Origin of the sequence: Paenirhizobium naphthalenivorans (assembly GCF_007992095.1) — a bacterium.
Lineage (GTDB): Bacteria > Pseudomonadota > Alphaproteobacteria > Rhizobiales > Rhizobiaceae > Allorhizobium > Allorhizobium naphthalenivorans.
Genome location: NZ_BJZP01000003.1, coordinates 163641 through 188504, shown reverse-complemented (window position 1 = coordinate 188504; position 24864 = coordinate 163641). Strand labels below are relative to the sequence as shown.

24 protein-coding genes and 1 pseudogene are annotated in these 24864 nt (G+C 60.5%); 12 read left to right on the top strand and 13 right to left on the bottom strand.

Features of this window, described 5'->3' with window-relative positions:
• Nucleotides 1-15: 15 nt before the first annotated feature.
• Nucleotides 16-963: an endonuclease/exonuclease/phosphatase family protein gene (locus RNA01_RS04390; RefSeq protein ID WP_147178743.1), complete on the bottom strand. Its 948-nt coding sequence runs from the start codon at nucleotides 961-963 to the stop codon at nucleotides 16-18.
• A 289-nt stretch (nucleotides 964-1252) separates the two neighbouring features.
• On the opposite strand from RNA01_RS04390, the gene petA reads away from it, so the two are divergent.
• The 4 genes from petA (at nucleotide 1253) to RNA01_RS04370 (ending at nucleotide 4687) form a co-directional block, all read left to right on the top strand.
• Nucleotides 1253-1831 carry a ubiquinol-cytochrome c reductase iron-sulfur subunit gene (gene petA, locus RNA01_RS04385; RefSeq protein ID WP_147178742.1) on the top strand — a complete coding sequence of 193 codons (579 nt, stop codon included), beginning with the start codon at nucleotides 1253-1255 and terminating at the stop codon, nucleotides 1829-1831.
• Between the two features lie 13 nt (nucleotides 1832-1844).
• A complete protein-coding gene (locus RNA01_RS04380; protein WP_147178741.1) occupies nucleotides 1845-3113 on the top strand; it encodes a cytochrome b in 1269 nt (422 codons plus the stop codon).
• A gap of 25 nt (nucleotides 3114-3138) precedes the next feature.
• The gene (locus tag RNA01_RS04375; RefSeq protein ID WP_147178740.1) at nucleotides 3139-4017 is read left to right on the top strand and encodes a cytochrome c1; all 879 of its coding nucleotides are present in this window, start codon (nucleotides 3139-3141) and stop codon (nucleotides 4015-4017) included.
• Between the two features lie 127 nt (nucleotides 4018-4144).
• Nucleotides 4145-4687 carry an adenine phosphoribosyltransferase gene (locus tag RNA01_RS04370; RefSeq protein WP_147178739.1) on the top strand — a complete coding sequence of 181 codons (543 nt, stop codon included), beginning with the start codon at nucleotides 4145-4147 and terminating at the stop codon, nucleotides 4685-4687.
• A 10-nt stretch (nucleotides 4688-4697) separates the two neighbouring features.
• Here RNA01_RS04370 and RNA01_RS04365 read toward each other — a convergent pair.
• The 5 genes and pseudogenes from RNA01_RS04365 to RNA01_RS04345 form a co-directional block, all read right to left on the bottom strand.
• Nucleotides 4698-5308: pseudogene (locus RNA01_RS04365) on the bottom strand (LysE family translocator).
• A gap of 78 nt (nucleotides 5309-5386) precedes the next feature.
• Complete coding sequence (locus RNA01_RS04360; protein ID WP_307725725.1) at nucleotides 5387-6052, bottom strand: helix-turn-helix transcriptional regulator; 666 nt, start codon at nucleotides 6050-6052, stop codon at nucleotides 5387-5389.
• Nucleotides 6053-6196: 144 nt separating this feature from the next.
• Nucleotides 6197-6676, bottom strand: a complete 480-nt coding sequence (locus tag RNA01_RS04355; RefSeq protein ID WP_147178738.1) for a glutathione peroxidase — start codon at nucleotides 6674-6676, stop codon at nucleotides 6197-6199.
• A gap of 11 nt (nucleotides 6677-6687) precedes the next feature.
• Nucleotides 6688-7155, bottom strand: a complete 468-nt coding sequence (locus tag RNA01_RS04350) for a MaoC family dehydratase (RefSeq protein WP_147178737.1) — start codon at nucleotides 7153-7155, stop codon at nucleotides 6688-6690.
• Complete coding sequence (locus tag RNA01_RS04345) at nucleotides 7152-7619, bottom strand: MaoC family dehydratase (protein ID WP_147178736.1); 468 nt, start codon at nucleotides 7617-7619, stop codon at nucleotides 7152-7154. The genes RNA01_RS04350 and RNA01_RS04345 overlap by 4 nt, the downstream gene beginning before the upstream one ends.
• A 67-nt stretch (nucleotides 7620-7686) precedes the next feature.
• On the opposite strand from RNA01_RS04345, the gene RNA01_RS04340 reads away from it, so the two are divergent.
• The 3 genes from RNA01_RS04340 (at nucleotide 7687) to RNA01_RS04330 (ending at nucleotide 9918) form a co-directional block, all read left to right on the top strand.
• Nucleotides 7687-8349 carry a Crp/Fnr family transcriptional regulator gene (locus tag RNA01_RS04340; protein ID WP_147178735.1) on the top strand — a complete coding sequence of 221 codons (663 nt, stop codon included), beginning with the start codon at nucleotides 7687-7689 and terminating at the stop codon, nucleotides 8347-8349.
• Between the two features lie 78 nt (nucleotides 8350-8427).
• Nucleotides 8428-8634, top strand: coding sequence for a YgaP family membrane protein (locus tag RNA01_RS04335; RefSeq protein WP_147178734.1), 207 nt, complete (start codon nucleotides 8428-8430; stop codon nucleotides 8632-8634).
• A gap of 195 nt (nucleotides 8635-8829) precedes the next feature.
• Nucleotides 8830-9918 (top strand): hypothetical protein, encoded by a 1089-nt coding sequence (locus tag RNA01_RS04330; protein ID WP_235916413.1) that lies wholly within the window; start codon nucleotides 8830-8832, stop codon nucleotides 9916-9918.
• 45 nt (nucleotides 9919-9963) lie between these two features.
• Here RNA01_RS04330 and ychF read toward each other — a convergent pair whose 3' ends face one another.
• Nucleotides 9964-11067, bottom strand: coding sequence for a redox-regulated ATPase YchF (ychF, locus tag RNA01_RS04325; RefSeq protein ID WP_147178732.1), 1104 nt, complete (start codon nucleotides 11065-11067; stop codon nucleotides 9964-9966).
• A 188-nt stretch (nucleotides 11068-11255) separates the two neighbouring features.
• Here ychF and clpS point away from each other — a divergent pair, with 188 nt between their 5' ends.
• Nucleotides 11256-11567, top strand: coding sequence for an ATP-dependent Clp protease adapter ClpS (gene clpS / locus RNA01_RS04320; RefSeq protein ID WP_147178731.1), 312 nt, complete (start codon nucleotides 11256-11258; stop codon nucleotides 11565-11567).
• A gap of 6 nt (nucleotides 11568-11573) precedes the next feature.
• Here the strand turns inward: clpS and RNA01_RS04315 are convergent, their stop codons facing one another.
• The 5 genes from RNA01_RS04315 to RNA01_RS04295 all read right to left on the bottom strand — a co-directional run bounded on the left by RNA01_RS04315 (nucleotide 11574) and on the right by RNA01_RS04295 (nucleotide 16795).
• The gene (locus RNA01_RS04315) at nucleotides 11574-12026 is read right to left on the bottom strand and encodes a GNAT family N-acetyltransferase (protein WP_147178730.1); all 453 of its coding nucleotides are present in this window, start codon (nucleotides 12024-12026) and stop codon (nucleotides 11574-11576) included.
• On the bottom strand, nucleotides 12026-12745 hold the full coding sequence (gene pth, locus RNA01_RS04310; protein ID WP_147178729.1) for an aminoacyl-tRNA hydrolase: 720 nt from the start codon (nucleotides 12743-12745) through the stop codon (nucleotides 12026-12028). Before pth ends, RNA01_RS04315 begins: the two co-directional genes overlap by 1 nt.
• A gap of 93 nt (nucleotides 12746-12838) precedes the next feature.
• Entirely contained in the window at nucleotides 12839-13555 is a 717-nt protein-coding gene (locus RNA01_RS04305; RefSeq protein WP_147178867.1) for a substrate-binding periplasmic protein, read from the bottom strand.
• 28 nt (nucleotides 13556-13583) lie between these two features.
• Complete coding sequence (locus tag RNA01_RS04300) at nucleotides 13584-15959, bottom strand: EAL domain-containing protein (protein ID WP_147178728.1); 2376 nt, start codon at nucleotides 15957-15959, stop codon at nucleotides 13584-13586.
• 236 nt (nucleotides 15960-16195) lie between these two features.
• Nucleotides 16196-16795, bottom strand: coding sequence for a 50S ribosomal protein L25/general stress protein Ctc (locus RNA01_RS04295; protein WP_147178727.1), 600 nt, complete (start codon nucleotides 16793-16795; stop codon nucleotides 16196-16198).
• Between the two features lie 326 nt (nucleotides 16796-17121).
• Here RNA01_RS04295 and RNA01_RS04290 point away from each other — a divergent pair, with 326 nt between their 5' ends.
• The 4 genes from RNA01_RS04290 to RNA01_RS04275 all read left to right on the top strand — a co-directional run bounded on the left by RNA01_RS04290 (nucleotide 17122) and on the right by RNA01_RS04275 (nucleotide 22469).
• Nucleotides 17122-19215 carry a putative bifunctional diguanylate cyclase/phosphodiesterase gene (locus RNA01_RS04290; RefSeq protein WP_147178726.1) on the top strand — a complete coding sequence of 698 codons (2094 nt, stop codon included), beginning with the start codon at nucleotides 17122-17124 and terminating at the stop codon, nucleotides 19213-19215.
• A gap of 135 nt (nucleotides 19216-19350) precedes the next feature.
• Nucleotides 19351-20310 carry a helix-turn-helix domain-containing protein gene (locus RNA01_RS04285; protein WP_147178725.1) on the top strand — a complete coding sequence of 320 codons (960 nt, stop codon included), beginning with the start codon at nucleotides 19351-19353 and terminating at the stop codon, nucleotides 20308-20310.
• Between the two features lie 140 nt (nucleotides 20311-20450).
• Nucleotides 20451-21965 carry an aldehyde dehydrogenase gene (gene adh, locus RNA01_RS04280; RefSeq protein ID WP_147178724.1) on the top strand — a complete coding sequence of 505 codons (1515 nt, stop codon included), beginning with the start codon at nucleotides 20451-20453 and terminating at the stop codon, nucleotides 21963-21965.
• Nucleotides 21966-22070: 105 nt separating this feature from the next.
• Entirely contained in the window at nucleotides 22071-22469 is a 399-nt protein-coding gene (locus RNA01_RS04275) for a DUF779 domain-containing protein (protein WP_147178723.1), read from the top strand.
• Nucleotides 22470-22534: 65 nt separating this feature from the next.
• Here the strand turns inward: RNA01_RS04275 and RNA01_RS04270 are convergent, their stop codons facing one another.
• On the bottom strand, nucleotides 22535-24814 hold the full coding sequence (locus tag RNA01_RS04270; protein WP_147178722.1) for a methyl-accepting chemotaxis protein: 2280 nt from the start codon (nucleotides 24812-24814) through the stop codon (nucleotides 22535-22537).
• Nucleotides 24815-24864 lie beyond the last annotated feature (50 nt).

Below are 24864 nucleotides of genomic sequence, written 5' to 3'. Positions count from 1 at the left end.
GCAGACGGCTGCCGCTCAGTTTGGCTGGGCGATGGCCAGATCGGCAATCAGGCCGAAGTGATTGGAGCCGTAGTTGTCCTCGATCCGTTCGAGCGAAAGCGGGGTTATGTCCTTCGACGTGTAAATGTGATCGATCGGAACGCCGAAGATGCCGGCCGCTACCGGCCATGTCGCCGGCTCTGACCCGGCGGTCTGCAGGCCGCCGCGCCGCAGAAAATACTGCATGTCGGGGGCTATCGTATCGGAATTGAAGTCACCGCCGATCACCATGGGACCGCCCCGTTTTCGCAGTTTTGCTCGGGCGTTGAGCAATTCCTCCGCGTGATAGTCATCGAAATAGGGCTTGCTCAGATGAATTGCGGCAAACTGCACGGGCGTGCCGCCGATGCGGATCGTCGCTATGGCGAAACGGTTGGCGCGCAGGTCGCTGAGACTGAAAAACTGCGGATTTTCGATCGGGTGCTTCGAGAGGATCAGGAGGTCGCACACGTCGACCGCCACGCCGCAGCCGATCCGGTAGGGGTAGGCGGTTTTCAGGGCGTCGAGATGGTGCAGCAAAGGGCCAGCCTCGAACACATAGGCGACGTCGGCGCCTGAGGCATTGATCATGGTGATGATCCGGCCGACATTGGCGAAGTTGTCGCCCAGCATATTGAACGAAAGCAGACGCGCGCGCATCGCGTTGGCGGGTGGGGCCGCATCGCTGTTGGGCAGGAATTCGCGCTGCATCCAGAAAGCGTGACCACACAACAGCAAGGATGCCGCGAGGAGGGCGTAGCCGTAACGGCTGCGGTGCAGGACCAAGGACGCAAGGGCGCCGAGCGCGGCTATGACGCCGAGCTGAGGCTGTAGGCTGAAGAAGAAGGACAGTAGCCAGAAACCAGTGACATAGCGAAGGCTGACGACCAGCAGGCCGACGGAGATCAGGACGTCCAGGGCCGATGAAATCCGTTCTCTGATCAAGGGTGCAAATCCGTGGGCCGCTGCTGTGTGGGAAGGCGGCGAACATGCCGCAATTATCACCGCGACGCAACAAGGTCGAAAGGCTGGTGGAAAAGCCGCCAGGAGGCGCGAATAATTCCGCGACATTGTGCCCGCATCCCCCTGTGAAGACTGGACATAATCCGATATCAAGCTTAGAACGCGCCAAATTGGCGGGGAATCTGTGGCGTAATCGTGATTGCGTGTGAGATTCGCTGTCGCCTGGCAATGCGGTGAGTCGCATAGATTTTGCGAAGAGGATGGTTTGACCGTGAGCGAGCACGAGATGAATAGCGAAACCTTGGGCGAGCCAACTCGCCGCGATTTCCTTTACCTGACTACGGGTGTGGCCGGTGCCGTCGGTGTCGCTGCCTTCGCCTGGCCCTTTATCGACCAGATGCGTCCGGATGCCTCTACGCTGGCACTCGGCTCGATCGAAGTCGACGTCTCGGCACTGGAGCCGGGCATGTCGCTGATCGTCAAGTGGCGCGGCAAGCCGGTCTTCATTCGCAACCGGACCGACAAGGAAGTCGAAGAAGGCAAGGCCGTCGCGCTCACCGACCTCAAGGATCCGATTGCGCGCAACGCCAACGACGATCCTGCCACCCCGGCTACGGACCTCGCCCGCTCTGCCGGCGAAGGCAAGGAAAACTGGCTGGTCATGCTCGGCGTCTGCACCCATCTGGGCTGCGTGCCGCTCGGTCAGTCCGGTGATTTCGGTGGCTGGTTCTGTCCCTGCCACGGCTCGCACTACGATACCGCGGGCCGTATCCGCAAAGGTCCGGCGCCGGAAAACCTGCACATTCCGACATTTGGATTCGTTTCCGATTCTGTGATCAAGATCGGTTGAGGGGATACTTAATATGAGTGGTCATTCCAGTTACCAGCCGTCGAGCGGCTTCGAGAAGTGGATCGACGCGCGGCTGCCGCTGCCGCGCATGATCTACGACAGCTTTGTCGCCTATCCGGTTCCTCGCAACCTGAACTATGCCTACACGTTCGGCGCCATGCTGTCCGTCATGCTGATCGTGCAGATCGTGACCGGCGTGGTTCTCGCCATGCACTATGCGGCCGAAACCGGCGTCGCCTTCGTCTCGGTCGAGAAGATCATGCGTGACGTCAACCACGGTTGGCTGCTGCGTTACATGCATGCCAACGGCGCGTCGTTCTTCTTCATCGCCGTCTACCTGCATATCGCCCGCGGCCTCTACTACGGCTCGTACAAGGCGCCGCGCGAAATCCTCTGGATCCTCGGCGTGGTCATCTACCTGCTGATGATGGCGACCGGCTTCATGGGCTATGTTCTGCCCTGGGGTCAGATGTCCTTCTGGGGCGCGACCGTCATCACCGGCTTCTTCACCGCCTTTCCGATGGTCGGCGAATGGATCCAGCAGTTCCTGCTCGGCGGCTTCGCCGTTGACAACCCGACGCTGAACCGCTTCTTCGCGCTGCACTACCTGCTGCCCTTCATGATCGCCGGCGTCGTCATTCTCCACGTCTGGGCACTGCATGTCACCGGCCAGACCAACCCGACCGGCGTCGAAGTGAAGTCGAAGACGGATACCGTTCCGTTCACGCCTTACGCGACCCTCAAGGATGCCTTTGGTGTATCGGTCTTCCTGATCGCATTCGCCTGGTTCATCTTCTACATGCCGAACTACCTCGGTCACCCCGACAACTACACGATGGCCGATCCGCTGAAGACCCCGGCCCACATTGTTCCAGAGTGGTATTACCTGCCGTTCTACGCGATGCTGCGCGCCATCACCTTCAATGTTGGCCCGATCGACTCCAAGCTCGGTGGCGTTCTGGTGATGTTCGGCTCGATCATCATCCTGTTCTTCCTGCCCTGGCTGGATACCTCGAAGGTTCGCTCCGCTGTCTACCGTCCGTGGTACAAGCTGTTCTTCTGGATCTTTGTTGTCGACTGCGTTCTGCTCGGTTGGCTTGGCTCTCGTCAGCCCTCGGACCTGTATACGCTGATGGCGCAGCTCGGAACGCTCTACTACTTCGGCTTCTTCATGGTGATCATGCCGATCCTCGGCCTCGTCGAGAAGCCGCGTCGTGTTCCGAACTCGATCACCGAGGCGGTTCTCGCAAAGAGCGGCAAGTCCGCCGACGCAACCGCCTGATCGCTGCGATAGAGGGAAAACAAAGATGAAAAAGCTTGTTACAAGCATCGCTCTGATCGCTGCCATGGCCGGTTTCTCGACCGGTGCATCGGCTGCCGAGGACGCGCATGACCTGGCCGCCGCTGCCGAGCATGCCGCTGCCGCCGGCCACTACCCGATCCTCAAGCCGCACAACCTCGAATGGTCGTTCGCCGGTCCGTTCGGCAAGTACGACAAGGGCCAGCTGCAGCGCGGCCTGAAGGTCTACAAGGAAGTCTGCTCGGCCTGCCATTCGATGAATCTGGTATCCTTCCGCACGTTGGGGGATCTCGGGTACTCGGAGGATCAGATCAAGGCTTTCGCCGCCGAGTACGAAGTGGAAGATGGTCCGAACGCTGACGGTGAAATGTTCACCCGCAAGGCCGTTCCGTCGGATCATTTCCCGTCGCCGTTCCCGAACACGGCAGCAGCGGCTGCCGCCAACGGCGGCGCGGCTCCGCCGGACATGTCGCTGCTCGCCAAGGCACGCGGCATCGAGCGCGGGTTCCCGACCTTCATCTTCGATATCTTCACGCAGTATCAGGAAGGTGGTCCGGACTATATCTACTCGCTGCTGACTGGATACACCGAGGCTCCGGAAGGCGTCGAAGTGGCGGAGGGTACGAACTTCAATCCCTACTTCGCCGGGGCTGCCGCGTTGAAGATGGCGCCGCCGATCGCCGACGATCAGGTCACTTATGACGATGGTACGCCGCAGACGCTTGACCAGTATGCCAAGGACGTCGCTGCCTTCCTTATGTGGGCTGCGGAACCGCATCTCGAAGAGCGCAAGCGCACGGGCTTTATGGTCATGGTGTTCCTGGCGATCTTCACCGCTCTGATCTATCTGACCAAGAAGTCGGTTTACGCCAACAAGGAACATTGATCCCCTTCGGGATAGAAAGTTCGAACGGAAAAGGCGGCCCTTGGGTCGCCTTTTTTGTTGGTCTGGTTTTGCTGGACTTGATAGTGTTTTGCGTAATTCTCCCTCACCAATCGATTGTGGACTGAACATGAGTAACTTTGCGCTGGAGCTTGCCTCCTCGATCCGTTCCATTCCCGACTATCCGAAACCCGGCATCATCTTTCGCGACATCACCACATTGCTCGGCAATCCGCGCGCCTTCCGCCGCTCTGTCGACGAACTGGTGCAGCCCTATGCGGGGTTGAAGATCGACAAGATCGCCGGGATGGAAGCACGTGGCTTCATTCTAGGCGGAGCGGTTGCGCATCAGCTCTCGGCGGGCTTCGTGCCGATCCGCAAGAAGGGCAAGCTGCCGTATGAGACGGTCAGCATCTCCTACAGTCTGGAATATGGCTTCGACGAGATGGAGATGCATGTCGACGCGGTCGAACCGGGTCAGAAGGTCATTCTGGTGGACGATCTGATCGCCACCGGTGGCACAGCGGTTGGTGCGGTGCAATTGTTGCGCAAGATCGGCGCGGACGTCGTCTCGGCCTGTTTCGTCATCGACCTTCCGGACCTCGGCGGCCGCCAGAAGCTCGAGGCGCTTGGCGTGGAGGTCCGCACGCTGGTGGAATTCTCCGGCCACTGAGCCGAAGCGGTTAGCGCTCGGCGAGCGCGAGCCGCATGCCGAGAAACAGGAAGCCCGCCGCGAACGTGCGGCGGATGCCGTTGGTGAGTACTCGGCTCCGCAGCACGCGGTCTCGGGTGAGGGCGGCGAACCAGCCGTAGAGCGCAAACACCACTAGGGTCAACAGCATGAAGGCTATGCTGTAGCAGGTCATCGCCAGCAGTGCGTTCGGCTCGTCGGAGTGAACGAACTGCGGCAGAAGCGCGAGGAAGAAGATCGAGAGTTTCGGATTGAGTAGATTGATCAGCACGGCGTGGCGGATGATCTCGCGCCCGGACCGTGGTCTTTCGTCGGTGGCCGGTGTCAGCAGGCTTGTGTCGCGCCACACGCTGATCGCCATGTAGATCAAGTAGAGCGCACCGGCAAACTTCAACAGGTTGAAGGCAGCATCATTGGTCGACAGCACAGCGGCCAGACCCAGCATGGCCGCCGCCATATGCGTACGATCCCGAGCGAGCAGCCGAGAGCCGCGACGAGGGCGGTTGCGCGGCCGTGCGAGAGCCCCATCGCGATCGTGTAAAGCGCGCCGGTACCCGGTGTGGCGATGACGATGAGGGAGGTCAGGGTGAATTCCAGCAGCATGGTTTGTTCCGTTCAGATCGCGTTCGGGGTTAGCCTAGGCCCATGGTGGAGAGCGGTCTTGAACAGAATTGCAGCGCCTTATCGAGTTGTGGCAAAGGCGGCTGGCGTCAGTCCGTAGCGGCGGCGGAAATCACGGGTCATGTGGCTTTGATCCGCGTATCCGGATTCCAGCGCCGCGCTTGCGAGACCATGTCCCATGATGATCAGCCGTCTGGCGAGGTTTGCCCGCTTCTGCATCAGATAGGCGTGCGGCGTCAGACCTGTCCAGGACACGAAGGCGCGGAGCGTCTGGAATGGGCTGAGGCCGGCCTCGGCCGCAAGTGCCGAGAGTGAGTGGTTGCGTGTCGGGTCGTCGTCGAGAAACGCTCGCGCGCGTCGCAGACCGCCATGAGAGCAATCCGGGGGGTGGTCGTCTCTCCTGCGGACCAGCGAGGCGAAAAGGTCGATCAGGGCTTCGTTGGTGGCGAGTTCGGGCTGCGCAAGGTCAGCCTCCGTCAAACGGGTGAAGGCGGAGGCGAAGGAGCCCGCCATTTCGCTCTTGTGGAAGACGGGGGCGGTGAACTCGAATTCTCCCAAGCGGTCGAAGCCAAGCGAGACCTCGCGCATGTGTTCAGTCGAGAGGTAGAGCATGCGCCATTCTCGGACTTCACCGCGCAGCGGCTCCCCGTCGTGCACCTCGCCAGGATTGACGGTGATGATGTCGCCGGCACCGGCGGTCACCTGTCCGCGACCGGAGGCTGACATCTGGCCGCCCCGGGAGATCAGCCAATGCCGTAATCCTCATGCGTGTGGCGAGGGAAGCTGTGGGCTGAGCGGGCTATGACGGCGGCAAGGCCCGGGTGCCCGGTCCCTGCCAGCCGAAACTCGCTTGCGCGCCGCCGCATCCGCTCAGCCGCCGATCGCCTTGCGGATGTCGCCGGCTATGTCCTCAGGCTTGGTGCCCGGAGCATAACGGGCGATCGGCTCACCGTCGCGGCCGATCAGAAACTTGGTGAAGTTCCACTTGATCGCTTCCGTACCGAGGATGCCGGGGACCTCATGCGTCAAGTACTTGAACAGGGGATGGGCACCGGCGCCGTTGACCTCGACCTTGGAGAAGAGCGGAAAGCCAACCTTGAAGTTGAGGTCGCAAAAGGCCTTGATCTGGTCCTCTGTGCCGGGCTCCTGACCGCCGAACTGGTTGCAGGGAAAGCCGAGAACGACGAGATCTCCGGCAAAGGTCTCCTGCAGATGTTGCAGGCCCGTGTACTGCGGGGTGTAGCCGCAGGCGCTTGCCGTGTTGACGACAAGCACGACCTTGCCGGCGAACTCCGCGAGGTCGCGGTTCTTGCCGTCGATATCGAGCGCATGGAAATCATAGAGGTTCACAGACGGCACTCCTATTCGAATTCGAGGATCTTGGTCTGGAAGCGAAGGACGGTCTCACCGTTCTGGTTCACGCCTTCGCCGAGGCCGATGTTCAGGATCAGGCCGGGACGCGACGCCAGCGGCCGGCTTTCCAAGCTGGTCAGACTATAGGTGATCGCGTCGTCGGCATAGACCGGTTTCAGCCATTGCAGCTGTTCGAAGCCTGGGGAGGGGCCAAGCTTCGGGGGCGCAATGCCTTCGGCCTTGAGACGCTTTGTCTCGGTGCCCCAGAAGTCGATGAAGCAGCGCATCCATCCGGCGCAGGTGTGCCACCCTGATGCGCAAAGCGCGCCGAACACGAAGTCCTTGGCCGCCTCGGAGTCGGTATGGAACGGCTGGGGATCGAATTTTTCGGCGAAGCGGATGATGTCTTCGGCGGAAAAGACTTTCGTGCCGGTCTCGACCTTGTGGCCGGCCGGATAGAGTTCAAGCATCTTCATGCTGAAACCTCCGCGTCACGCCGGCGGAACATGATCGAATTGCGCGAGCGCAGGACTGTTTCGCCGCGCTGGTTTTCCAGCTCGTGGCTGAAGGTCACGATACCGATATGTGGGCGCGAGCGCATCGGCCGGGCCGCCTCGACGATCGAGCGCCCCTTCAGGGTGTCGCCGGCCAACACAGGCTTTCTCCACTCCATTACGTCGATGCCGGGTGCTCCTTCGGAGGCCGAAGCAAGCAGGTAGGAATCGATCATCATCCGCATGAACATGCTGCTGGTGTGCCAGCCGGACGCGGAAAGCCCACCAAGGATGCTGGCTTTTCCGGCCTCCTCCGACAGATGCATCGGCTGTGGATCGAATTCCCGCGCGAATTCAATGATTTCAGAGGCGTCGACGGTTTTTGCGGCGAGTTCGAACACCCTGCCGACGGGGAGGTCTTCGAAGTGCAGTATCGGGGATGGCATGCGTCGTTTCCTTGTGGGCGTTTCTGTGCAGAATGGCTGGCTGGAGGCACAATTACAAGGAATTGCGATGGCTGTGTGGATTGAGCAGGCGCCGTTTCTGGCGGAATTGAATCGTGAGGCGCGCGCTCATCTTGACGGTCTGCGGCCTCAGCACATCCCAGATCGCACGACACTGTTTCGCCCCGGAGACCAGGCGGAGGTTTTCGTCATTCTTCTGTCCGGTCGGATCGGAGTCTACCTGACCGGGCGCGGCGGTCGCGAACTCCTGCTCTATGCGGTGACGCCGGGCGAGACCTGTGTCCAGACCACGCTCGGCGTGCTTGGCGGTGCCGCCTATACCGGCGAGGCGATCGCCGAGGGTGATCTCGTCGCGGTGATGGTGCCCCGGAGCCTGTTCGAGGACTTGATGGCGAACTCCGCGCCCTTCCGCACGTTCGTCTTCCGCGCCTTTGCCGCGCGCCTCAGCGACCTGATGTTCGTGCTCGAACAGGTCGCCTTCGTCAAGGTGGAGAAGCGGCTCGCCCACGCCCTCATCGAACGGGCAGCGGGAGGCGACCTGATCGAGGCCACCCATCAGGAACTGGCGGCGGTGATCGGCACGGCTCGGGAGGTGGTCTCCAGGCGGCTGGAGGCGCTCGCATCGAAAGGGATCGTCGCCAACGAGCGCGGTGTGATCCGCCTGCTTGATGCCGCCGAACTGGCGCGCATGGCCAAATCGCCGAAAGCGTGACTAAGTCACTGACATGTCGTCGTCGCTCGCTATGGTAAGCTTACTGTGCAACCTGCCCAGCCCCGAAAGGAATTTGCCATGTTCGCCAAGAATGTCGGATCGGTCGATCGTATCCTGCGCATCGTCGTCGGTCTTGTCGTGCTGTCGCTGTTTTTCATCTATCCGGATGCATCCTGGCGCTATTTCACCCTGATCGGCATTGTTCCCCTGTTGACCGGGCTCCTGTCGACATGCCCGCTCTATTCCATCTTTGGCATTTCGACCTGCCCGATGAAGAAGGTCTGAGACCGAAGGGCCAGCAGAACAAGCAACAAGTGGGCTCGCCGACTTCCTGTCGGCGGGCCCTTCTTGTTGGGACACGAGATACCAACGGTTGGGCAGGGCGGCGGGACCATTTGTGAAAATTGAATGTGCGACTCTGGTCGGGAGATGGCTGGGCCTGTATCAAGTTCGCCAGTGAACATGACGAAGGGATGGTCTGTGGCTTCCAACCTGACGGCGATCCTCGCCGATGCGGCCCAAGACGGAATCATCAGCGACTGCCAGGCGGAGCAGTTGCAGGCCTACATAGCGCTCAGGAGCCCGGCTGCGGTCTTTTCCGACCCGAGCGGGATCGACGCAAGTCCGATCGGTGACACCGAGACGCCGCGTTTCGTGCGTGGTTTCCATGACGTGCTGATCACGATCGGCATTGTCATCGTACTCGCCGGCATATGGGGCGTCGGATCATTCTATGCGGTGCTGCCCGCCATCGTGATTCTCGCCGAGGTGCTGGTGCGCCGCCAGCGCCTAGCCCTGCCGGCGGTCGCGCTGACCATTGCCTTCGTACAGTGGATCGCGGTCATTGCCGCTCTTATGATCGACACGGAAGCTGAGAGAATCGGCCTGGCCATGTCGTCACTCTTGTATGTCTTGCCGTTCCCGGTCTTGCTCGCCCCCTTCTACTGGCGCTATCGGGTGCCGTTGTCTCTGGCGCTGCTGTTCATGTCAGCCTGTGCGCTTGGGCTGGCGGCGGTCTTTTACGTGATTATGACGGTAACGGGGGACGCGGATTTCATCCTGAACCACCGCTCGGCGACGTCACTCATCCTGCTTTTCGCGGCGCTGGCGCTCTTCATGCTCGCCCTCGGTTTCGATCTCAAGGATCCGCCACGGACGACACGCAATTCCGATGTGGCGTTCTGGCTGCATCTGGCGGCGGCGCCGGCCTTGCTCTACGCCATGCTGTCTTTCGTCTTCGTCGGCGGCGCTGACGGTTTCGCCTTTTTTTCCCAAAGCACCGGTAGTCTGGAAGCCTTTCTCGTGGTCGTGATCGTCATGCTGTTCATGGGCATCGGACTGGTGATCGACCGGCGAGCCTTCGTCACCTCGGGGCTCCTGTCGCTTGGCTTCGCCATCTACCAGCTGTTCCAGAAGGCCGAGCTGGCGCTGGATCTTTATGTCTTCGTCACGCTGCTGATCGTCGGCTTGGTGGTGCTCACCATCGGCATCGGCTGGCCTCGGTTCCGCCGCATGGTGGTCGGGAGGCTTCCAGCGTCGCTGCAAACGAAACTGCCGCCCCTTGGGTAAGGGACGGCAGCGCAACATCGATCTTGAAGCTCGGTTCGAGCCGGCTCAGGTGTTGAAGCGGAAATGGATCACGTCGCCGTCCTGGACGACATATTCCTTGCCTTCGTCGCGGCCCTTGCCGGCTTCCTTGGCGCCGACTTCGCCCTTGTAGGCGATGTAGTCGTCATAGGAGATCGTGAATGCGCGGATGAAGCCGCGTTCGAAATCGGTATGGATGACGCCGGCGGCGGCCGGCGCCTTGGTGCCGCGGACGATCGTCCAGGCACGGCATTCCTTCGGGCCGACGGTGAAATAGGTGATCAGATCAAGCAGGTGGTAGCCGGCGCGAATGAGGCGGTCGAGGCCAGCTTCTTCCAGGCCGAGGGCCGAGAGGAATTCCTTGGCTTCTTCCTCGGGCAGCTGGGCGACTTCGGATTCGATCGCCGCCGAGATGATCACGCATTCCGCACCCTGTTCGGCGGCCATCTTGGCAACGGCCTGGGTGTGGGCGTTGCCATTCACCGCATCGGCTTCGGCGACGTTGCAGACGTAGAGAACCGGATGCGACGTGAGGAGGTTCAAACCCTTGAGGATTTCGATGTCGTCGTCGGCCAGCGTCTTCAGCAGGATACGGGCCGGCTTGCCGTCATGCAGGAGCTTGATGACGGCTTCCATGACCGGAAGCTGAGCCAGCGAATCCTTGTCCTTGGAGGCGGCGCGCTTGCGGGTCTGCTCGACACGGCGCTCCAGGCTGTCGAGGTCGGCGAGCATCAGCTCGGTCTCGATGGTGTCGGCGTCGCCGACCGGATTGATCTTGCCTTCGACATGGGTGATGTCGTCATCCTCGAAGCAGCGCAATACGTGCACCACCGCATCGACTTCGCGAATGTTGGCGAGGAACTTGTTGCCGAGGCCTTCACCCTTCGAGGCGCCACGCACCAGGCCGGCGATGTCGACGAAGGAGATGCGGGTCGGGATGATCTCCTTGGAGCCGGCGACGGCGGCGAGTTTCTGCATGCGCGGATCGGGTACGGCGACTTCGCCGGTGTTCGGCTCGATCGTGCAGAACGGATAGTTGGCCGCCTGGGCCGCCGCCGTCTTGGTCAGCGCGTTGAAGAGAGTGGACTTGCCGACATTGGGCAAGCCGACGATACCGCATTTGAAGCCCATGGCCAGAGTACCTGCTTAACTTGGAATTTTCGTTGCTCACGCGTATGGGATAAAGGAGCCATGCGGTCAAGTCTTCGGCGCTGGCAAAGCCCCTATGGAGTGGTCGACGTCTGGCCGCTGAAAGCATATGATGACCTTGGTCGGCACAACAGATGACCCGTGACAGGTCATCGACGCATGAGGTTCCGATGACGGACAGCAATGTCGCCCTCAAGCCTAAAACCGTGACCAAGCCGAAGCCAGAGAAGCCTCGGCTCTACAAGGTTCTATTGCTCAACGACGACTATACGCCGCGCGAATTCGTCACCCTGGTGCTCAAGGCCGTGTTCCGCATGAGCGAGGAGACCGGTCGCCGGGTCATGATGACCGCTCACAAGTTCGGCACGGCGGTTGTGGTTGTCTGCACTCGGGACATTGCCGAGACAAAGGCGAAGGAGGCGATCGACCTTGCGAAGGACGCGGGCTTTCCGCTGATGTTCACCACCGAGCCGGAGGAGTAATGGTTCTCAGTTCCTGCGGACCTGGAAGCCGGTCTTGTTCTGCACAAAGCCGCAGCCCTCATAGAACTTGTGAACGGCGGGATCGGTGCGCCCTGTGAGCAGCATGGCTTTGTAACAACCGGCGGTCCAAGCCGCTTCAATCGCATGGCAAACCACCGCCCGGCCATAGCCTTCACCGCGATGACTGCGGGCGCTGACAACATTCTCGACCAGGGCATAGGGCCTGCCGCCGCGGGTCAGATTGGGGATGACGACGAGAGACGCTGTGGCCACCGGTGTTTCACTGTCGAGTGCCACGAAGATTGTCAGGCCTGGATGGGCCAGAATCGTATCGTAGGTGGCGCCAATGCTGTTGGTTTGCGGCAAGTCATCATCGCTGTTGAGCTCCCGGTAGAGCGCCAGAAGATGTGGAAGGTCCGCCGTGTCTGCCGCTCTGATGATGATGGAGGCCCGGGGCATCAATCGTCCTTCTTGCCGAACATCCGCTTCAGCATTTCTGCCATCGGCCCGGTCTCCGGCAGTTTCTTCGGTTGATTGAAATTGCGCGCCTGACGAATATGCGACTGCCCGCCCGGCTTCGTTGCCTTCGCGGGTGAGGGGGAATCCTCCTTGGTCCCGGTGGCCAGGGCGAGCTTGTTCATCAGCTTGCCATCCTCGCCGTTGACCAGCAGGTCGGCGTTGTCGGCGATGGCGTCGAGCAAGGGTTCCAGCCAGATCCGGTCGACCTTGGCGAAATCGCCGAGCACATGGCCATGGACGCGGTCTTTGTCGCCGGGGTGGCCGATGCCGAGACGCAGGCGCCGGTAGTCCTTGCCGCAGTGGGCATCGAGCGATTTTAATCCGTTGTGGCCGCCATGGCCGCCGCCAACCTTGATCCGCACCTTGCCGGGCAGCAGGTCGAGTTCGTCATGTATGGCGACAATGTCGGCGGGGGCGAGCTTGTAGAAGCGCATGGCTTCGCCGACCGCTTCGCCGGACAGGTTCATGAAGGTTTGCGGCTTCATCAGCAGCACCTTTTCCCCGGCAATCTCGCCTTCGGAGATCTCAGCCTTGAACTTCTTCGACCAAGGCGAGAAGGAATGGCGACGGTGAATGGCGTCGATCGCCATGAAGCCGATATTGTGGCGGTTCGCCTGATATTGCGCGCCGGGATTGCCGAGCCCCGCTAGGATGATCATAAGCCGTGTCCGTCAATGGTGAACGTGCCCTTCAGCACCGCGAAAAGGCGGCGTTGTCAAGTCGGTTGGCTCTCTGATGCCGGTAAGAGGCGATCAATTGCTGATCGGCATCTTGTATTTCTGAAAGATCGCCCTCTGTGTACCGTCGGCGATTAGCTTGTCGAGCCCCGCCTGCATCTGACTCAACAGCGCATCGGGGAAGTCTAGGTTGCAAGCGATGGAGAATTTCTGTTCGGAAAGCACGAACAGGGCTTCGATCGCGTTGCCCTCGGCCTTGAGGTCCTCGAAGTATTTTTCCGAGATCGGCATGAGATCGATCCGGCCGCTCATCAGCTTCTTGAAGGTGAGCTTGAGGTCGGTCGCGAGGTCGATCTTGGGGAACCCGTTCCGCTCGAGCAGGTCCTGGGTGTAGTCGTTGCGCTGGGTGCCGACGATATATTGGCGCGCCTCCTCGATCGAACGCGGCTCAATGCCCGACGCCTTGTTGGCAATCATCACGTTGCGGTCGATGGCGAGAGGCTCGACCCATTTGAACCGTTTGTCGCGTTCGGCAATATGGGCGGTGGTGAAGACGCAATACATCTTGTCGGTTTCGGCGAGTGAAAGCGCGCGCGCCCATGGCATCATCTCGATCGTATGGTCTGCCTTTACGTATTGCATCAGGCCGATCGCCTGTTCGTAGCCGACGCCACGGTACTGACCTTCCTCGCGGAAGTTGTAGGGCGGATAGTCCTCGGTGGCGAAGTGGATGGTTTCGGCGCCAGCGGCGTTTGCCAAACCCATGGACAGAAGAAATGCGACAATTCTCATAGGCATTTTCTTTCTCATTCAGGCTTGCTCAGGCGACTGAGCTTCCGGGCTGGTGCGACTTCTCAAGTGTTTTCATCAATTGGCGGATAGGCTGCGGGCGGGCGAACAGATAGCCCTGACCGCGATCGACGCCGAACTGGCGCAGGATGTCGCGCTGCTCTTCGGTCTCAACGCCTTCGGCGACAACGGAGCATTCCATCTTGTGGGAGATGGCGGTGATACCTTCGACCAGCATACGGCTCTTGTGTCGCAGCTCCGGCTCTTCGGCGGAAAGCGAGCGGATGAAGGACTGATCGATCTTGACGATGTCGACCGGGAAACGATTGAGGTAGCTGAGCGACGAATAGCCTGTGCCGAAATCGTCAAGGGCGATGCGGCACCCGAAGCGGTGGAATTCGTCGAGGATGGTTCTGATCTGCGGATTGTCGTGCAGCAGGGTCGCTTCGGTGATTTCGACGACCAGCCGATGCGGCGCGATCCCGTAGCGGGAGGTCAATGCGGCGAGCCTGATCGGCAGGGTATGCTCAAACTGCAGCGGCGAGAAGTTTATGGCGATATAGGCATCCTTGTCGCCTGTCGCTTCTGAAAGCTCCACCAGGTTGGCGAGTGCCTTTTCCAGTACACGATTGCCGACGCGGATGATGGCGCCGGTCTCTTCGGCGATTTTGATGATGTCGCTGGGCGCAAGCGTGCCCTTCGTCGGATGCTCCAGCCGCAAGAGTGCCTCATAGCCGGCCACACGGCCACCTTCGAGATCGACGATCGGCTGGAAATAGGCTTCGAACCAGTCTTCCTCAAGGGCGCTTTCGATGTCGCGCTCGATCGCGGCGCGTTGCCGCGTGTGGTCCTGCATCATTGGGTGGTAGAGAAGTGCGCCATTCTTGCCGTCGCGCTTCTTGCTGTACATGGCCATGTCAGACTTCTGCAGCAGTTCGGCGGCATTGCCGGCGTGGCGTGGATAGAGTGCCACGCCCACGCTGGCGCTCAGACGGACGGTGGCGCCGTGCACCGGCATGGGGTTGTCGTAGAGGGCGCAGAGCCGATGGCTGATGTCCAGCGCGTCGTGCTCAACCTTGGCCGAGCGCAGCAGAATGGCGAATTCGTCGCCGCCGAGGCGGGCGGCGATCGCGCCGGCGGGCAGGAGAGGGCGCATCAGATCAACCAGCATGCGCAGCACTGTATCGCCGGCTTGGTGACCCAGATTGTCGTTGATCCACTTGAAACGGTCGAGGTCGATGAAGATGCAGGCGAGTTCGCCCCCCATTGCATCTGTTTCGCGGATCTCCGCATCGAGCGCGCTTTCAAAGCCCTGCCTGTTCATCAGACCGGTCAAATGGTCGGTGATCGCCTGGCGGTGGTTGCGCGCCTCCGATTGCTTCAATGCGGTTACGTCGGTCATGACGCTGAGGGAAAGGCCGCTTTCGCTGGCCTTGCCCTCCTTGCTCGCCTCGGCAATCAGCACGTCCATGAGATTGCCGTCGGCGCAAACGAATTTGGTCGTGCTCTCGACCACCGCGTCCTTGAGGTTTTTCTGGCGCTTGCGCTTGAGGTAGGCCACACGGGCATCCTCGTGCACGAGGTCGCCGAAGCGCTTGCCGAGCACCTCGGAGCGTTCGTAGCCTGTGGCGAGCAACCAATAATCGCTCACTCCGGTAATACGGTCCTGTTCATCGAGGGAGAACAGCATGGCGGGCGTCAGGTTATAGATGTCGGTGGCGCGCCGATGGGCGATCTTCAGCTCGCGCTCTTCCTGCTCGAGCTTGATCTGCATGGCGTTGAAGCTCTGCGCCATGCGGCCGATTTCATCGTTGGAGTGCCAGTCGACGTGATGGCGCGACCCGAGCTGACGCGTCGCCTCGATCGCCGCCGTAAGCTTCATCAGCGGCTGGATGATCATCAGACGGTTGCCGAAGATTGCGGCAAGGACGACGCCAAGGACGGCAACGATGAAAATACCGATCAAGATGGCTTCGGCGTCGTGGATGGAGGCCAATGCGTCGAACCGGCCATAGTAGATGGTGATCGTCCCCACCTGCTTGCGGCCATCGATCCCATCGTAAAAGATCTCGCGCGACTTGGATTGCACGCCACTCTTCGGCCATATCGGCAAGGGCGGCATGGAGACGTTGATGCCACCGGAGAGATCCCGTACCTGAACCTTGCTGACGGCGTTGGCCGAGATGATGGTCGCGGTGATCTGCTCGACGCCCTCCCGATCGAAGTCCCACATCGGCTTGGCCAGCGCCTGGGAGTTGGTCGCGAGCAGGATTTCCACATGGTCCTGCAGTTCCTTGGCCGCGCGATCCGAAGAGAGTGCCAGGAAAAGCGCAAAGAGCGGCACCACCAGAATGAAGACGGTGATCGCGACAATGGCCAGGAAACGGCTTTCGATCGACCGTGTCATGCTGCGGCAACCCCATCGAATCCATGAGGACTTTGGATCCTTGCCAAGACGATACGCTCCCCGATGTCCCCACAAACAAGGGTGCAAACTGTCACAAATTTATTAAATCTCGTTAAAGCGATGGCTCATAGATTTCGCGCAGGTTGTAATTGCCGTTAGGAGCTCAGCATAAAAAAATCCCGCCTCCGGGGTGGAAGGCGGGATTATCATGCGGCAATAATTCCTGCCGAATTCGATCAGGCTTCTTCGGTCTCTGCCTCAGACACGCCAGCTGCCGGAGCAACAATCGTGGCGATCGTGAAGTCGCGGTCGGTGATAACCGGAGTGACGCCAGCCGGAAGCTTGACATGCGAAATGTGCAGGCTGTCACCGATCTTGTGGTCGGCGAGATCGACGGTGATGAATTCCGGGATGCTGTTGGCCGGGCAATGCAGTTCGACTGTGTGACGAACAACGTTCAGAACGCCACCAATCTTGATGGCCGACTTTTCTTCGTTGATGAAGTGAACCGGAACTTCGACGGTGACCTTGCTGTCGGCGGAGACGCGCAGGAAGTCGATGTGCATCGTGAAATCACGCACCGGATCCAGCTGGTAGTCCTTCGGCAGTACGTTGACCTTCTCGCCGTTGACGTCGATCACAGCGACGGTGGTCATGAAACCGCCGGCGTGGATACGCTTCGTCACTTCGTTGGCATTCAGCGAGATGGCAATGGGGGCCTGCTTGTCACCATAGATGACAGCGGGAATCAAACCGTTGCGGCGAAGTTCACGGGAGGACCCCTTACCTACCCGTTCGCGCGCCTCGGCCTTCAGCTCGTAAGCAGCGTGGCTCATGGCTTTTCCTTTCGAGGTTGTTTGGAGAGTCTCGCCGGCGTAGCGTTGTGTCGACGACAGAGACTGGAGGCCGCGAACGGCCTCATCCGCGTTGCCTCCAAGGGTGTCTACACGGACCGGCGCGCTATAGACCAGAAGCGTCGGAAAGGCAAGCTTTGCCGGGAATAATCGAAAATGACGAGTGCCTGTTTGTTTTGCCAGCTTTTCGGCAGGCTCCGGTGCGTCGGCTGATCGGAACATAGAAAGCGTTAACCATTTGCCGCAAGCCTTTTGAAATTGATGGTTGTTATTTCCGAAGACGTTAAAGCAAACAACGGCCGGAACGAATGCTGAATATCCTCACTTGTATTGCGATCGATCATGATCCGGTTTTCCTTGGCTTCTCAGTGGCAATCTGCGTCTTCGGATCGCTGCTGACGATGCGCCTTTTCGGGAGAGTGCGCAGCAATCGCGGTGTTGCGCGCATAAGCTGGCTCGCGTTGACCAGCGTTATTGGCGGCTGCTCTATCTGGACCACCCATTTCGTCGCGATGATGGGTTATGAAACCGGGTTGGCCGTGGGCTACGAGCCGCTTGTCACGCTGTTGTCTCTGGCCTGCGCCGTGCTCGTGACGGGGCTCGGGTTCGCTGTTGCGGGACTTCCCGCCCGCAGTCCGTTGATCGAGGCGGGTGGAGTGATCGTCGGCCTTGGCATTGCGCTTATGCATTATCTTGGCATGTCAGCCTACCAGGTGCAGGGACATCTGGTTTGGGATTCCACCTATGTGGTGCTTTCGCTGGTTCTCGCCGCTTTTTTCGGAGCCCTCGCGACCAATCGTGTGGCGCGGCCCGTGACGCATTTATGCCGCTATGGGGGCGCCTTGAGTCTGATCCTGGCGATCGCCTCTACCCATTTTACCGGTATGACGGCAGTCAGCGTCATTGCTGACTCCACTGCGGCGCTACCCGCCAATTCCCTCAATGAAGGCATCCTGACGGTTGTTGTGGTCGCTATTACGGTGATGATCCTAATACTCGGAGCGATGACTTATGTCATCGATATCCAGGCAACGCAGGCAAGCCTGGCGCGATACCGCCACCTGTCGCTTCACGACGCACTGACCGGCCTTTCCAATCGCATGGGTTTTCTTGAACACACCAGCCGCTTGCTTGCCGGACCGAACGGTAATGCCGTCAGGCTTGCGATCCTGTCCTTTGATCTTGATCGGTTCAAGGAGATCAATGACGTCCACGGCCATGCCATGGGTGATGACGTGTTGCGGGTTGTCTCGGAGCGTCTTTCGGCCAAATTGCGGGATGGTGAGTTTCTGGCACGCATCGGCGGCGATGAATTCGTCGCGGTCTCCTCCCGCTATTTCAACCGCGGTGACGCCACCCAATTGGCCCAGCGCCTTATCCGTGAAATCAGCCGGCCGATCGTACGCAATGGGGTCACGGTGAATGTGGGATCGAGTTTTGGTATTTCGGTTTATCCGGACAATGGCGAGACATTGGACGATCTTCTCGCGCAGGCGGACGTCGCCATGTATCGCGCCAAGGCGAGCGGGACGAATGAGATCTGCTTCTACGACATATCGATGGACAGGCAAGCCCGCGAGAGAAATGCGCTGGCCATGGAGATGCGCGAGGGGTTGGAGCGTGGCGAGTTCGAACTGGTCTACCAGCAGCAGAACAATGCCAAGAGCGGTGAGGTCATCGGCTTCGAGGCCCTCTTGCGTTGGAACCATCCCAGTCGCGGGCGGGTGCCGCCGTGTGATTTCATTCCGATCGCCGAGAAGAATGGTTTCATCATGAAACTTGGCGAGTGGGTATTGCGCGAGGCCTGCCGTGAGGCTTCGACCTGGCGGCGACCGCTTCGGCTTGCTGTCAATGTGGCGCCTCAGCAACTCGCCAAGGGCAATCTGCCACGGCTGGTCGAGGAAGTTCTCGCAGACAGCGGTCTGGCGCCGCAGCGGCTTGAGCTTGAGATCACCGAGTCCGGTATTATCGCCGACCAACAGAATGCGCTTCAGATCATCAGGCAACTGAAGGCGCTGGGCGTCAAGGTTGCCATGGACGACTACGGCACAGGATATTCGTCGCTCTCGACGCTACAGCTCTTTCCGTTCGACAAGATCAAGATCGATCGTGCTTTCATCGATCAGGTGGCGACCAACCGCCAGTCCGCGGCGATCGTGCATTCGACACTCATTCTCGCGGCGAGTCTTGATATTCCGGTGCTCGCGGAAGGCGTGGAAAGCGCCGAGCAGATCGAATTCCTGATCGGTGCCGGCTGCGAGCGCGTTCAAGGCTTCTACTACGGCAAACCGTTGTCCAGAGCGCAGCTGGATGCCTGCATTGGTTTGCCTTTGCCGCCGGCTTTCGAGGCGCGACCGGGTGAGGACGGCAGCTGTGGGCCGGCCAAGAAGGAGGCGGCATAGGCGCAAGGCTTGCTTTGTGAGGATCTGTCGCATATGTGCGACAGATCCTCACACAAATATCGCGGACCGCTTGCCTTGGGTGGTTGTGGTTGAAAGATTCCTCCTTCGCATGCATGATCGCTTTGGGAGGAGCCGATGCGCCAGCAAAACAGCCATTCGGACTTGGTCTATACAACCGCGTTGCAGAACTCGGCTGCGGCAAGCTCGCCGATCGCTGCATCATGGCGGCGTTGCATCAATCTCCACCAATTGGCGCCCGAGGAGGGGCGTAAACCGTTTCAGGTCGACGATACCGTGTTTCGCATGGCACGCGAGCGCATGGAGCAGCTTATCCTGGCATGCAGCGACGAGGTGGATCGTCTCTATCAGACCGTTGGCCGTTCCGGCTGTTGTATCGTGCTGTCCGATCGCGATGGGATACTGCTCGATAGGCGGGCTGCCGCCGGTGACGAGGCGGATTTTCACGGGCTGGGCCTAAGGCCGCAGAATGTCTGGAGCGAGGCGAGCGTCGGCACGAATGGCATCGGCACGGCGCTCGCTGATGAGCGTTCCGTGATCATCCATCGGGACCAGCATTTCCTCAGCTCCAACATCGAGTTGAGTTGCGCCACTGCGCCGATCCGCGATCATATGGGACGGGTTACCGCAGCGCTTGATATTTCCACGTGCCGCACGGATGTCACCGACATGACGCTGGCCATTCTCTCGCAGGCGGTGCGCGATGTCGCAACGCGCGTCGAGGCGACGCTGTTTCGCCAGGCTTTTCCCGGCGCGCGTATCGTTATGGTGCCAACGGCCCAAGTCGCGACCGCCGCACTGATCGCGGTCGACTACGACGATCTCATCCTTGGTGCGACGAAAGCTGCACGGGCGGCATTGAAGCTTGACGACACACGCATCGCCCAAGGGGTTCCCGCCGCCGATGCCTTACGCGAAAGCCGGGGCGAGGTGGGGTCCGATCTTAGTGACGCGGAGCGTGCGGCCTTGCGGCGGGCCCTCACGCGCGCCAACGGCAATGTCTCGCAGGCGGCGCAGATCCTCGGCATCAGCCGGGCGACCCTTCACCGCAAGATCAAGCGTTTCTCGCTACAATAGCGCGGCGTCTGGCATATGTCGCATAACTGAAACAGTGTGCGCTGCGGTATGAGTTTGCCTCTCTATCGCCCGCCGCCTTTCCCCGCAATCATCCTCACACCGGGTCCGTTGGAGGGACCTTATCCAGGGAGGATGACAGCATGAATATCCAGGTGCAGACGACGAGCCAGACCCCGTTCAAGCTCCGCTACGGCAATTTCATTGGCGGCGAGTGGCGCGAACCGGTCAATGGCCGCTATTTCGATAACACCACGCCGGTTACCGGTGGCAAGCTCTGCGAGGTCGCCCGTTCCGACGAGCATGACATCAACCTCGCCCTCGATGCGGCCCATGCCGCCAAGGACAAATGGGGGCGTACGTCATCGACCGAACGCGCCAATATCCTCAATAAGATCGCAGATCGCATGGAGGCCAACCTCGAGCTTTTGGCGCGCGCCGAGACCTGGGACAATGGCAAGCCGTTGCGCGAGACCATGGCCGCCGACATTCCGCTGGCGGTCGACCATTTCCGCTATTTCGCCGCCTGCGTGCGTTCGCAGGAGGGTACGATCGGCGAGGTCGATCACGAGACGATCGCTTATCACTTTCATGAACCGCTTGGTGTTGTCGGGCAGATCATCCCGTGGAACTTCCCCATCTTGATGGCGGCCTGGAAGGTCGCACCGGCACTCGCCGCCGGCAATTGCGTCGTGTTGAAACCGGCCGAGCAGACACCGGCCTCGATCCTCGTTCTCGCCGACCTGATCGGTGACCTCCTGCCGGCGGGTGTCCTCAACATCGTCAACGGTTTCGGACTCGAGGCCGGCAAGCCGCTCGCCACCAGCCCGCGCATCGCCAAGATCGCCTTTACCGGCGAAACCTCGACCGGGCGGCTGATCATGCAGTATGCCTCACAGAACCTCATTCCCGTGACGCTGGAACTCGGCGGCAAGTCACCCAATATCTTCTTCGAAGACGTGATGCGCGAGGACGACGACTATCTCGACAAGGCGCTCGAGGGGTTTGCCATGTTCGCGCTCAACCAGGGCGAGGTCTGCACCTGCCCGAGCCGCGCGCTCGTCCACGAGAAGATCTACGACCGCTTTATGGAAAAGGCACTCAAGCGCGTCGAGGCGGTGATTCAGGGTGATCCCCTGCAGATGTCGACGATGATCGGCGCGCAGGCCTCGAACGAGCAGTTGGAGAAGATCCTGGCCTATATCGACATCGGCAAGGAGGAAGGTGCGGAGATCCTGACTGGTGGATATCGCAACGAATTGTCGGGCGACCTGGCCGGCGGCTTCTACGTCAAGCCGACCGTCTTCAAGGGGCACAACAAGATGCGTGTCTTCCAGGAAGAGATCTTTGGGCCGGTCGTTTCAGTCACGACCTTCAAGGACGAAGCCGAGGCGTTGGAAATCGCCAATGACACGCTCTATGGCCTCGGCGCCGGCGTGTGGAGCCGCGATGCCAACACCTGCTACCATTTCGGCCGCAACATCCAGGCCGGTCGTGTTTGGACCAATTGCTACCACGCCTATCCGGCCCATGCTGCCTTCGGTGGTTACAAGCAGTCGGGTATTGGTCGCGAAACCCACAAGATGATGCTCGATCACTACCAGCAGACCAAGAACATGCTGGTCTCCTACAGCCCGAAGGCGCTCGGTTTCTTCTGAGCAAGCCCTCCCTCCGGGAGGAACCCTTTGCCCCCGCCTGGGGTTCCTTCCGTCCCTCATCCTGCTCTTGCAGGGTGAGGGAGCTTTTCTTCAGAGGAGGCATGCATGATCGATGAGAGCGATCCGGCGCAGCCGCGGGTGGTCGCCACGCAAGCTGCCCTGGATTTCCTCCGGGAGATCCAGGGGGATCATCCAGATATCCTGTTCCATCAGTCCGGCGGCTGTTGCGATGGCTCGTCGCCGATGTGCTATCCGACGAGCGATTACCGGGTCGGCGAGACCGATGTGAAGCTCGGCGAAATCGGTGGCGTGCCGGTCTATATCAGTGGCTCGCAGTTCGCGGTGTGGAAGCATACCCAGTTGATCATCGATGTGGTGCCGGGGCGAGGGGGCATGTTCTCCCTCGACAACGGCCGCGAACGTCGCTTTCTGACGCGGTCGCGATTGCTTGCCGGTGGCGAGGCGTGTCCAGTTCCCGCCGTCACGGTGCCCGTGGCGCAATAGGCTGGCAAAACAAAACCCGCGAAGCGCGAGCTTCGCGGGTTCTTTTCAAGGGAGGCCGGATGGTTTCAGGCGGCACGGCGTGCCGTGACAGCCGGGCGTTGCCCGATGGAGAAGCTGCTGACCTGTTCGGTCAGGCCGTCCGCTTCGCTTGCCAGCGCAAAGGCGGCGGCCGTTGTCTCCTCGACCATAGCGGCGTTCTGCTGGGTCACCTGATCGAGATCGTTGACCGAGGCGTTGATCTCGCCGAGACGCTGCGACTGTTCGCGGGATGCGTTGGCGATCGAGCCGATATGGTCGTTGATCGTATCGATATTGCCCTCGATCTTGTGCAGGCTCTCGCCGGTCTTCAGCACCAGCGCCACGCCGTCGGCGACGTCGGTGGTCGAGGTGTTGATCAACTGGCTGATGTCACGGGCCGCAGCCGAGGAGCGCTGCGCGAGTTCACGTACTTCCTGGGCGACGACGGCAAAGCCCTTGCCGGCATCACCGGCCCGGGCCGCCTCAACCCCGGCGTTCAGTGCCAGAAGGTTGGTCTGGAAGGCGATCTGGTCGATCACGTCGATGATCTGGCGGATCTTGGCTGACGAGCTTTCGATCCGCTCCATGGCGACGATCGCCTCGTTGACGACGGTCGAAGAGGTCTTCGCATCGAAGAGCGTGTCGGCGGTCACCTTCACGGTTGTCTCGCAGCGGCGAAGGGCGTCGTTGACCGAGCCGGTCATCTCGCCGAGAGCTGCGGCTGCTTCCTCCAGCGAGGCGGCCTGACGCTCGGTGCGGTGGGCAAGGTTTTCCGATGCGCCCTTCAGGTCCGAGGAACCGGCACGGATCGTATCGGCGCTTTCGGCGATGGTGCGGATCGTTTCCTCCAGGCGTTCGACAGAATTGTTGAAGTCGATGCGGAGATGATCGAGCGACGGCACGAACGGACGCTCGATGCGCAGGTTGAGGCGGCCGCTCGACAGGTTCTGGAGGCCGCTGGCAAGGGCAGATACGGCATCCTCAAGCTCCTGGGCACTGCGAGCCTTCTCGGCCTCGCGCTGGCGGCGCTCATCATCGATCTGCGTGCCGCGTTCGACGGCCTCTGCCTCCATGCGCTCCTTTTCGAGGGCGTTCTGGCGGAAGGATTCGAGCGCCCGTGCCATTACGCCGATCTCATCGGCGCGGCCAGCCGCAGTGATGTCGATGTTCTTGTCGCCCTGGTTCAAGCGATTCATCAGGCCAGCGAGGTCGGTGAGGGGCCGGGTGAGGCTCGAAGAGACCATGATGCCGACGCCGCCCATGCAAACGAGGACCGCGACTGTCGCCAGCAGCGCCCACCAGGCGAGGTCGTTGGCGGAGGCGAGAACCTTGGCCTCGTCCTGACCCACGACCAGCAGATGCTTCTGACCGAACAAAGTGACGGGCAGATAGGAATAGAAGGATGAATGGTCGCCGGAAGCGGCGAATGTCGAACCTGTTTCGCCGGCCGCAGCCGCCTTGGTAAGTTCGGGGGCGATCGCGGTATCCGTGCCGCCGCTTACCGTGCCGCCGCGCACGGTTCCGTCCGCGTTGAGCAGGAAGGCGTCGTCGATCGTGGTTCCGAGCCCATCGGGCGCTACCATGGCGGAGAGCTTGGCGGCCGAAATACGAATGATCACCACGCCCTTCTTCACCGTCTCACCCCAGACCGAAATGGCGAGCGGTCTGGCGATGAACGCCGAGGGGCCGTCGTCACCCTGAGGGTAGTCGGTGAAGCCGGAGACCTGCGTGTCTTCCAGTTTGCCGGCATTGGTACGATCGTAGATTTCCTTGATCGCTACGTTTTCTGGATCGGCAACGGTGGAGAGGAATTCCTTGCCCTTGGTGACGGTGTAGACAACCGTTCCGGCATTGTCGACGATGATGATGTCACTGGCATTGATGTTCTTCCAGGCACTGGCGACCGTTCCGTGGAAACCGGCGTGACGCACGCCGTAGAGTAGCTTCTGCTTGGAGCCATCGATGGCGGAACGCTCCTCGGCCGTCGAGCCGGTGGGCTGGAAGACAAGCCGGATGTCCTTGGCTTCGAGAGGAATGATATTGACCATCATGTCTGTCGCTTCGCCGATCGCCGTATTCTGGGCGAGGTCGAAAAGCGACTGCTCGATGCGCCGGGTATAGGCACCGAGATCTTTGGACTGGGTCTTGGCTACGGATTCGAGCCTCAACTTGCTGGCTTCGATCAGGCCGCTTTTGCCGACCTCATAGCTTAGAATGCCGACGGCGAAGCAGGATACGAGCGTCGCACCTACGACGAGACTGGCGAACTTGGCTTTTACAGATGACAGGGCTCCGGCTTTTGGGGCCCCCAAATTGTTTCGTGACATAAATTACCTCCCACGGGCAAACAGCCCGCGGAAAGTGTCACGAAAATTGC